General features: G+C 58.1%; 6 protein-coding genes. 4 read left to right on the top strand and 2 right to left on the bottom strand.

Annotation, left to right across the window (positions count from 1 at the left end):
- Positions 1-7: 7 nt before the first annotated feature.
- Positions 8-2,656 (bottom strand): MFS transporter, encoded by a 2,649-nt coding sequence (locus D3Z90_RS14710; protein ID WP_136476752.1) that lies wholly within the window; start codon positions 2,654-2,656, stop codon positions 8-10.
- A 388-nt stretch (positions 2,657-3,044) separates the two neighbouring features.
- On the opposite strand from D3Z90_RS14710, the gene D3Z90_RS14705 reads away from it, so the two are divergent.
- Complete coding sequence (locus D3Z90_RS14705; protein ID WP_136476751.1) at positions 3,045-3,254, top strand: hypothetical protein; 210 nt, start codon at positions 3,045-3,047, stop codon at positions 3,252-3,254.
- A gap of 19 nt (positions 3,255-3,273) precedes the next feature.
- Here the strand turns inward: D3Z90_RS14705 and norR are convergent, their stop codons facing one another.
- Positions 3,274-4,797 carry a nitric oxide reductase transcriptional regulator NorR gene (norR, locus tag D3Z90_RS14700; protein WP_136476750.1) on the bottom strand — a complete coding sequence of 508 codons (1,524 nt, stop codon included), beginning with the start codon at positions 4,795-4,797 and terminating at the stop codon, positions 3,274-3,276.
- Positions 4,798-4,958: 161 nt separating this feature from the next.
- Between norR and norV the strand changes: the two genes are divergently transcribed.
- From norV to D3Z90_RS14685, 3 genes are all read left to right on the top strand, one after another.
- Entirely contained in the window at positions 4,959-6,401 is a 1,443-nt protein-coding gene (norV, locus tag D3Z90_RS14695; protein ID WP_136476749.1) for an anaerobic nitric oxide reductase flavorubredoxin, read from the top strand.
- Complete coding sequence (gene norW, locus D3Z90_RS14690) at positions 6,398-7,531, top strand: NADH:flavorubredoxin reductase NorW (protein WP_136476748.1); 1,134 nt, start codon at positions 6,398-6,400, stop codon at positions 7,529-7,531. The genes norV and norW overlap by 4 nt, the downstream gene beginning before the upstream one ends.
- Before the next feature lie 157 nt (positions 7,532-7,688).
- Positions 7,689-9,893 (top strand): OsmC domain/YcaO domain-containing protein, encoded by a 2,205-nt coding sequence (locus D3Z90_RS14685; protein ID WP_136476747.1) that lies wholly within the window; start codon positions 7,689-7,691, stop codon positions 9,891-9,893.
- The last annotated feature ends 169 nt before the right edge of the window (positions 9,894-10,062 follow it).

Here is a 10,062-nt window from a genome sequence, read left to right as displayed (position 1 = left end):
CAATTCGCTAGCAGCGAACCTCGGCATTGCGACGGGTGTAGTAGAGCCAGGTCAGCACGATGCACAGCACGTAGAACACGATGAACCCATAGAGCGCTGCTTGTGCGCCGCCGGTAAGGTCGAAGGAAGTACCGAACGACTTCGGAATGAAAAACCCGCCGTAGGCAGCCACCGCAGAGATGAACCCCACGGCTGCGGCGGACTCTTTCTCGCTTTGCAGCGCCTGCTCCTCGGCCGGCAAATCGGGGAACAGCCTGGGCGTCTGGATGCGGAAAATCGTCGGGATCATCTGGGTGGTGCTGGCGTTGCCGACCCCGGAGAAGAAGAACAGCAGCAGGAACATGGTCAGGAAACCCCAGAAGGCCCCTGGCTGATCCTTGCCGGCAATGAAGAACAGCACCCCGGCGACACAGGCGACCATTGCCACGTAGACCCAAAGACTGATGCGCGCACCGCCGAAGCGATCCGCCAGGCCACCCGAGAAAGCGCGACTCAGGGCACCGATCAGCGGGCCGAGGAAGGCGAACTTGAGCACGTCGATATGCGGGAACAAGTGCCCGGCCAGCAGCGGAAAGCCTGCAGAAAAACCGATGAAGCTGCCGAAGGTGCCGGTGTACAGCACGCTCATCAGCCAGGTGTGCTTGCGTTTGAAAATGGCCATCTGGTCTTTGAGCGACGACTTGGCGCTGGCAATGTCGTTCATGCCAAACCAGGCGGCCAGCGCTGCCGCAATTATGAACGGCACCCAGATGAAGCCGGCGTTCTGCAGCCAGATTGGCGGCCCTTCGGCAGGCTGCTGTGGCTCACCGCCGAGGCTGCCGAACACCGCCACAGTGATTACCAGCGGCACCACGAACTGCATGACGCTGACCCCCAGGTTGCCGAGCCCGGCATTCAGACCCATGGCGCCACCCTTGGCCTGCTTGGGGTAGAAAAACGAGATGTTGGCCATGCTCGACGAGAAGTTGCCGCCACCCAGGCCGCACAGCAGCGCAAGGATCAGCATTACCAGGTAAGGCGTCTGCGGATTCTGCACGGCGAAACCGATCCACAGTGCCGGCAGCAGTAACGAGGCGGTGGACATTGCGGTCCAACGACGACCGCCGAAAATCGGCACCATGAAACTGTAGAAAATGCGTAAGGTGGCGCCGGAAAGGCCGGGCAGGGCAGCCAGCCAGAACAACTGGTTGGCGCTGTAGTTGAAGCCGGCCAGCGGCAGTTTGGCGACCACCACCGACCAGACCATCCAGATGGCAAAGCCCAGCAGCAGGTTGGGAATGGAAATCCACAGGTTGCGTGTGGCGATGCGCTTGCCCTTGGTCGCCCAGAACGTCGGGTCTTCCGGATGCCATTCGTAGAGCACGAAGCCACTGGGGGTGGAGAGTTCCGGTAGGTCGCTGGAGGGGCGCTGGTTGGCCCATTCCACGCGCTCGGCCATGCGGATGGTGAAGTGCATCCAGGCCAAAGCACCGGCAGCGATCAGGAACAGCAGCATGAAACAACTCTGCCAGACGCCGACCACATCATTGAGCATGCCGAAGGTCAGGGGCAGCAGAAAACCGCCCAGGCCGCCAATCATGCCGACCAGGCCACCGACCACGCCGACGTGCTGCGGGTAGTAGGTGGGAATGTGCTTGAACACCGCCGCCTTGCCCAGGGACATGAACACGCCGAGCACAATGATTACCAGGACAAAGCCGGTCAGGCCCATGTGCATGGAGAACTCCAGCTCACCGCGCACCCCAGTGACGATATAGCGCGTGGGCGGGTAGCTGAGCAGGAAGGTGCACAGCACCGACACGCCCAGTGTCCAGTACATGACCTTCCTTGCGCCGTGACGGTCCGACAGCCAACCGCCGAGAATGCGGAACAGTGCCGCTGGCACTGTATACAGCGCGGCGACAACACCCGCCGCGACCATTCCCAGGCCATACACCTCCATCAGGTAGTGCGGCAGCCAGAGGGCGAGGGCGACGAAGGCGCCAAAAACGAAGAAGTAGTAGAGCGAGAAGCGCCAGACGCGCAAATCCGCCAGTGGCGCCAGTTGCTCGGCCAACGCAACGGGCTGCGCGCGACGGCTGCTGCTCTGCGGGTCGTCCTTGGCCAGCAGCACGAAGAGGATGCCCATGATCGCCAGCACCGAGGCATACACCAGGGCCGCACCGCGCCAGCCGAACGCCAGTAGTAACAGCGGTGCGCCGAAGTTGGTCAGGCCGGCGCCGACGTTACCGGCGCCAAAGATCCCCAAGGCAGTGCCCTGACGGCTCGGCTCGAACCAGGTCGCGGTATAGGCGGTGCCGACGATGAACGAGCCTCCGGCCAATCCCACACCGAGTGCGGCCAGCAACAGCATCGCAAAGCTGTTGGCGAAGGTCAGCAGGTAAACACATACGGCCGAGACAAGCATCAGCAGGCCGAAGACCCAGCGTCCCCCGTAGCGGTCGGTCCACAGGCCGAGAAAAATGCGCGAGATCGAACCGGTCAGTACCGGTGTCGCCATCAGCAGACCAAGTTGGGTATCGGTGAGGCCGAACTCATCCTTGATCTGCAAACCGAGAATCGAGAATAGGGTCCAAACGGCAAAGCACAGGGTAAATGCTAAAGTCGAGAGACCAAGCGCGCGGTGTTGATCGCGAGTTGAATGGTTTTCGGCCATGGCTACGCTGCCCCTTCTGGGTACTCAACGCGTCACTTTTGTATCAGCCGGAGGTGTTTCTGGGCACACGACGCCCTACTGCATTGAAAACAACGTTACCGATGGCTGACTCACGGTTAGTGCTTGAGGATCTAGTTATGGATGCATCTAAAGCGTACGGGCAGAGGCTAGACGCCAATCGAGCAGTTCGCCAATACAGATGGATCCAGAATTCCAATACAAGAGGCAGGAAGGTGATTTTCACCCTGATGGGGTGATTTAAACCCTGAATGGTTATGGTTCTTTTTACTGTTTAGAGTGGCGGGCCGCTGTTTCACAAAGGCTTTTTCATGGCACGGCGTTTGCGCAGTGATAGGTATCCACAATCCAATGAGAGAGGGTGCGTGCCATGGCAATTGTAAATAAATATGAGTCAACACTTCGGGCATTCGGTCGTGGCGTTGCCAAGGTGCCGCGGGCGTTGCTCACCGTGCTAGGCGCAGTGTTTCCTGCGCATCGCGACGGCACGATTGGCCTGGAACTGCTCATGGGCGAGAGAATTTTCCTCTGTGGTGAAGAGCACGCTATCGACTTCATCGAGCGCGATTCACACCGGTAAGTGGCGGGGAGGAGGGTCGCTATTTCAGCCCCAGGCGTTTCGCCATACGGTGCAGGTTGGCCACATCGATATTCAACAGGCGGGCGCACGCAGACCAATTGCTTGCGCAACGTTCAAGTGTGCTCTCGATCAGTTGCCGCTGAAAATTGTCGGTTGCATCGCGCAGCCCTTGATCAAGGTTGGGCACAGGCGCCTGCTGGGCAGCCGTCGGGGTATCGAGCGGTTCCCCTAGCAGATTGAAATGCTGGGCTTCGAGCTGCAGCGCTTCACTTTGCTGGGTCGCCCGGGCCAGTATGGTTGCCCGGTACACCGCATGCTCCAGTTCGCGTACGTTGCCTGGCCACGTGTATTGCATCAGCTGCGACAGGCAGTTTGTCGCCAGCGCCACCCGCTTCAAGCCCATGCGTACTCGGCTCTGTTCGCAGAAAAAGCCCGCTAGCAAGGTGATGTCCTGACCGCGTTCGCGCAGCGGCGGTACATGTACCGGGAATACGCTCAGGCGGTGATACAAGTCGGCGCGAAAGCGGTTGTTCATTACCTCCTGCTTCAAGTCGCGATTGGTCGCGGCAAGTACCCGCACGTTGACCCGCAAGACGGTGTCGTCGCCGACCCGTTGTAGGTCGCCGTATTGCAAAACCCGCAACAGCTTGGCCTGCAGGCTGAGCGACAGCTCGCCAATTTCGTCAAGGAACAGCGTGCCGTTATCGGCCATTTCGAACTTGCCGGTGCGGTGATGAATCGCACCGGTAAAGGCACCTTTGACATGGCCAAACAACTCACTTTCGGCCACCGATTCGGGCAGTGCCGCGCAGTTCAGGTAAACCACAGGCTGGCTGGCGCGTGATGAACTTTCATGGATGGCCTTGGCCACCAGTTCCTTGCCGACCCCGGTTTCGCCCGTGATCAAAACGTTCAGGTCCGAGCCTGCAACCATTTCGATCTCGCGTTTGAGCTGCTGCATGACCCCGCTGAGTCCGACGATTTCGGTGCCCGGTTTGCTCGCCGGTACATTGCTGATGGACAGCGGGGTAATGGCCTGGTTTTCCAGTTGCTCCACCAGCAGGGCGTTGTTCAGCGCTGCGGAGGCGAGGGCGCCGACCAGGCGCAATTCTTCGTCGCTGAAGTGATCGAACTGCGCCGGGTCCATGCCATCGATGGTCAGTGCGCCAATCAGCGTCTGGTCGGCGAACAACGGCAAGCCGATGCAGGCATGCACTTTCAATGCTTGCTGGCTGGGGATCAGTCCGTCATAGGGATCTGGCAAATGGCTATCTGCCGGAAAGCGCACCACATCGCCCGCGCGGGCGATGGCTTCGAGTCGCGGGTGCGCATCAAGGCTGAATCGTCGCCCGAGCACATCCGGGGCCAGGCCATCGATGGCCAAAGGACGGAAGTGTTGATGGTCGTAGCGCAACAGGGCAGAGGCGTCGCACCCCAGCAACTGGCGCAGGGTGTTGATCAGGCGTTGGAATCGGTCTTGATGAGAAATGCCGCTTTGCAACTCAATGGCAATGCGCGCCAGGGATTCTACCGAGAGACTCATGTTGGTCACTTCGACAATGATTAGTCATAAAGACAGTAAGCTTGAATAGTCATATCGACAATAGCTATTTTTATTTTCAATAAAAATCAATGACATACGATCTGGCACGGACCTTGCCATCTCCGGTGTAGAACTTTCAATTCGACATCCGAGGCGGCTACATGTCCATTCACGTCAAAAGCAATATTCACTGGGTTGGTCAGCGCGATTGGGAAGTGCGGGATTTTCACGGCACCGAATACAAAACCCTCAAAGGCAGCAGCTATAACAGCTACCTGATTCGTGAAGAGAAGACTGTGTTGATTGATACGGTCGATCACAAGTTCAGCCGCGAATTCATCAAGAACCTGGCAGCCGAAATCGACCTCGACACCCTCGACTATATCGTTATCAACCATGCCGAAGAGGACCATGCCGGGGCGTTGACTGAGCTGATGGCGCAAATCCCCAACACGCCGATCTACTGCACCGCCAATGGCGTGGAGTCGATCAATGGCCATCACCATCACCCCGAGTGGAACTTCCACGTCGTCCATACCGGTGACACGCTGGATATCGGCAACGGCAAACAACTGATTTTTGTCGAAACGCCGATGCTCCACTGGCCAGACAGCATGATGACCTACATCACCGGCGATGCCGTGCTGTTCAGCAACGATGCCTTTGGCCAGCACTACTGCGATGAACATCTGTTCAACGATGAAGTGGACCAGATCGAACTGTTCGAGCAATGCCAACGCTATTACGCCAACATCCTCACGCCTTTCAGTCGCCTGGTGACACCGAAGATTACCGAGATTCTCGGTTTCAACCTGCCGGTTGACATGATTGCCACCGCCCACGGCGTGGTGTGGCGCGATAACCCGACGCAGATTGTCCACCGTTACCTGGAATGGGCAGCGGACTACCAGGAGGACCGCATCACGCTGTTCTACGACACTATGTCCAACAACACGCGGATGATGGCCGACGCCATTGCCCAGGGCATTCACGAAGTCGATCCCGGTGTGGCAGTGAAAATCTACAACGTCGCGCGCCACGACAAGAATGAGATTCTGACCAACGTGTTTCGCTCAAAAGGTGTTCTGGTCGGTTCCTCGACCATGAACAACGTGATGATGCCGAAAGTTGCCGCCATGCTCGAAGAGATCACTGGCTTGCGCTTTCGCAACAAAAAGGCTTCCGCGTTTGGCAGTTTCGGCTGGAACGGCGGCGCGGTCGATCGTATTCAGACCCGCTTGATGGATGCCGGCTTTGAAACCACGCTGGCGCTCAAGGCCAAGTGGCGGCCCGACAGCGACGCTCTGGAAGTTTGCCGTGCGCACGGCCGTGAGGTAGCGCGCCAATGGGCGCTGCAGCCCTTGACCAACGCACAACAAGCACCGCTTGCGGATGCTGAAGTGTGCGAGGTGCAAGCGCAGGTCGATAACGGTCCGCGCATGCAATGCAGTGTCTGCCAGTGGATCTACGACCCGGCAATTGGCGAGCCCATGCAGGATGTGCAACCGGGTACTGCCTGGTGCGATGTACCTGACAGCTTCCTCTGCCCGGAATGTTCGCTAGGGAAATCGGTGTTTGACGAACTGCCGTCGGAGGCAAAATGAACAAGGATATTGTCATCGTCGGTTCCGGTTTTGCGGCGCGCCAGGTGGTCAAGAACCTGCGCAAGCTCGACAGCGATGTACCGATTCGATTGATCGCCGCAGACACCTGCGATGAGTACAACAAGCCCGACCTCAGTCACGTCATCAGCCTCAAGCAGAGCGCCGACGACATGACGCGCCAGTCTGCCGGAGATTTTGCCGAAATGTATCGGCTGACATTGAATTCGCACTGTCAGCTCACAGCAATCGATCGTGAAAACAAGCGTATCGTTGCCGGCAACGAAAGCTTTGCCTATGACAAGCTCATTCTTGCTACCGGGGCGCAGGCCATCGTGCCGCCGATCCCCGGACGCGAGTGGATGGTGACGCTCAACAGCCAGCAGGAGTACCGGCGCGCACAGGAGGCCCTGAGAGAGGCGCAGCGTGTATTGATTCTCGGCGCCGGCCTGATTGGTACCGAGCTGGCCATGGATGCCAATCGCGCCGGCAAGCAGGTCATTCTGCTGGACAAGTGCCACAGCCTGCTGGCGTCGTTGCTGCCTGTCGAAGTCAGCAGCCGCCTGCAGCACCGGCTGTGTCAGATGGGTGTGGAAATGCTGTTCAACCAGGGGCTGGAGTCCATCGAAAAAACCAACGACGGCCTGCTGGCGACCTTGTCCAACGGTCGGCGAATCACCACCGATGTGATTATTGCCTCGATTGGCCTGAAACCCGACACCACGATCGCCGCACAGGCGGGTTTATGGGTAGACCGTGGCATTGAAGTGGATGAGCGGATGTGTACCTCGGACCCGCACATCTTTGCCGTTGGTGATTGCGCGCAGATCCAGGGCAAGCTGCTGCCGTTCCTGCAGCCCATCCAGTTGAGCGCGATGGCCCTGGCGCGCAACGTACTGGGCGGCAATGAAAACGTGAAGTTTCCGGCAATGCTGGTCAAGGTCAAGACTCCGGAAATGCCCCTGCACCTGGCCGGAGAAACCAGTCGCAAGGACCTGCAATGGCAGATCAGCCTGGAGTCGCAGGGGCTGGTTGCCCGGGGGCTGGACATGGACGGGCAACTGCGGGCGTTCGTGGTCAGTGAGGACCAGATGAAGCAAGCCTTTGCATTGCTGCGTCAGCTGGCGCTGTAGTGCCTGTCGACTCAAGAGGGCCAAGGCCGCGGTGTGTCTGGTTTCAGTTTGATGACTGGCGCCAATCAGCGGCCGTTGCGCAAAAGCGCAAGACTTCCAAGTGAAAAGCCGGATAATGGCGGCCAAATTGTTTTGCTGCTTATGATGGTAATCCCGCATGGAAATCAAGGTTAACTTTCTCGACAACCTTCGACTGGAGGCCAAGTTCGATGACTTCACGGTGGTGGCCGATCAACCGATCCGCTACAAGGGCGATGGCTCGGCACCGGGGCCGTTCGACTACTTCCTGGCTTCGTCGGCTCTGTGCGCGGCGTACTTTGTAAAGCTGTACTGCCAGACGCGTGATATCCCCACCGAGAATATCCGCCTGTCGCAGAACAACATTGTCGATCCGGAAAACCGCTACAAGCAGATCTTCAAGATCCAGGTGGAATTGCCGGCAGATATCTCGGCCAAGGATCGCCAGGGCATTTTGCGTTCCATCGAGCGCTGTACGGTAAAGAAGGTGGTGCAAACCGGCCCAGAGTTCGTCATCGAGGAAGTCGACAACCTTGATGCCAATGCCCAGGCCTTGTTGATGCTCGACGCCTCTTCCGACGCGAGCACCTATATTGTCGGCAAGGATCTGCCCCTGGAGCAGACCATTGCCAACATGTCGGGCATTCTCGCCGACCTGGGCATGAAGATCGAAATTGCCTCGTGGCGCAATATCGTTCCCAACGTCTGGTCGCTGCACATTCGCGACGCGCAATCGCCGATGTGCTTTACCAACGGCAAGGGCGCGACCAAGGAAAGTGCTCTGGCCTCGGCGTTGGGTGAGTTCATTGAACGCTTGAACTGCAACTTCTTCTACAACGACCAGTTCTGGGGTGAAGACATCGCCAATGCGGCGTTTGTGCACTATCCGGAAGAGCGCTGGTTCAAGCCAGGTCGCAAGGATGCACTGCCTGAGGAAATCCTCGACGCCTACTGCCTGGACATCTACAACCCCGATGGCGAGTTGCGTGGTTCGCACCTGTACGACACCAACTCAGGCAACGAACAGCGCGGTATCTGCTCGCTGCCCTATGTGCGCCAGTCGGACGGCGAGGTGGTGTATTTCCCCTCCAACCTGATCGAAAACCTCTACCTGAGCAACGGCATGAGTGCCGGTAATACTCTGGCTGAAGCGCAGGTGCAGTGCTTGTCGGAAATTTTCGAGCGTGCGGTCAAGCGTGAGATTCTGGAGCGTGAATTCTGCCTGCCCGACGTGCCGCAAGAGGTGCTGGCCAAGTACCCGGCCATTCTCGCCGGCATTCAGGGCCTGGAAGAGCAGGGCTTCCCGGTACTGGTCAAGGACGCCTCGCTGGACGGCGAATTCCCGGTGATGTGCGTGACCTTGATGAACCCGCGTACCGGCGGTGTGTTTGCTTCCTTTGGAGCCCACCCAAGCATGGAAGTGGCACTGGAGCGTAGCCTGACCGAGCTGTTGCAGGGTCGCAGCTTCGAAGGCCTCAACGACTTGCCGCAGCCGACCTTTGCCGGCTATGCAGTGACCGAACCGAACAACTTCGTCGAGCACTTCATTGACTCCAGCGGCGTGGTGTCGTGGCGTTTCTTCAGCGCCAAGCCCGACTTCGAATTTGTCGAGTGGGATTTCTCCGGTCAGGGCGAAAACTCCAACAGCGAAGAAGCAGCAACCTTGTTCGGCATCCTTGAGAACATGGGCAAGGAAGCGTACATGGCGGTGTACGAGCATCTGGGTGCCACCGCCTGCCGTATTCTGGTGCCCGGGTACTCGGAAATTTACCCAATCGAAGACCTGATCTGGGACAACACCAACAAGGCGCTGTTCTTCCGCGAAGACATCCTCAACCTGCATCGTCTCGAGGAAACCGACCTGCGTGCCCTGGTTGAGCGCCTGGAAGAAAGTGAGTTGGATGATTACACCGACATCACCACCTTGATCGGTATCGAGTTCGACGACAACACCGCCTGGGGGCAGCTGACCATTCTGGAGTTGAAGCTGCTTATCTATGTGGCCTTGCAGCAGTTCGAAGAGGCCAAAGAGCGGGTTGAAACCTTCTTGCAGTTCAACGACAACACCGTTGAGCGCGGGTTGTTCTATCAAGCCCTGAACGTGGTGCTCGAAGTGGTTATCGACGAAGACCTGGAACTTGCGGACTACGAGGCCAACTTCCGCCGCATGTTTGGCAACGAGCGGATGGACGCGGCAATCGGTTCTGTGCAAGGAACGGTGCGCTTCCATGGACTGACCCCCACCAGCATGAAGCTGGAAGGCCTCGATCGCCACCTGCGCTTGATCGAGAGCTACAAGAAGTTGCACAAGGCACGGGCCAGTGCGGTGGCCTTAACTCGCTGACAGCGTTGACAAAAAAGCACCCCAGGGTGCTTTTTTGTTGCCTGGTGATTACTTGGCTGCCTGTCACGTTAAATCCGTTTCTGCACAATAGACTTGTAAGTTGATGCGTACGCGCTACGTTTGTTCCTACACATACCTTGCAGGGCTGTTCGTCATCCGACTCATATGA

Source organism: Pseudomonas sp. DG56-2 (assembly GCF_004803755.1).
Lineage (GTDB): Bacteria > Pseudomonadota > Gammaproteobacteria > Pseudomonadales > Pseudomonadaceae > Aquipseudomonas > Aquipseudomonas auratipiscis.
The sequence above is the reverse complement of the archived record's forward strand: the minus strand, read 5'-3'. Positions and strand labels throughout refer to the sequence as shown.

Excerpts from the sequence above, each read along its gene's own strand:
- norV (WP_136476749.1), top strand. The coding sequence starts at position 4,959 with ATGTCCATTCACGTCAAAAGCAATATTCACTGGGTTGGTCAGCGCGAT.
- D3Z90_RS14685 (WP_136476747.1), top strand. The coding sequence starts at position 7,689 with ATGGAAATCAAGGTTAACTTTCTCGACAACCTTCGACTGGAGGCCAAG.
- D3Z90_RS14705 (WP_136476751.1), top strand. The coding sequence starts at position 3,045 with ATGGCAATTGTAAATAAATATGAGTCAACACTTCGGGCATTCGGTCGT.
- D3Z90_RS14710 (WP_136476752.1), bottom strand. The coding sequence starts at position 2,656 with ATGGCCGAAAACCATTCAACTCGCGATCAACACCGCGCGCTTGGTCTC.
- norW (WP_136476748.1), top strand. The coding sequence starts at position 6,398 with ATGAACAAGGATATTGTCATCGTCGGTTCCGGTTTTGCGGCGCGCCAG.
- norR (WP_136476750.1), bottom strand. The coding sequence starts at position 4,797 with ATGAGTCTCTCGGTAGAATCCCTGGCGCGCATTGCCATTGAGTTGCAA.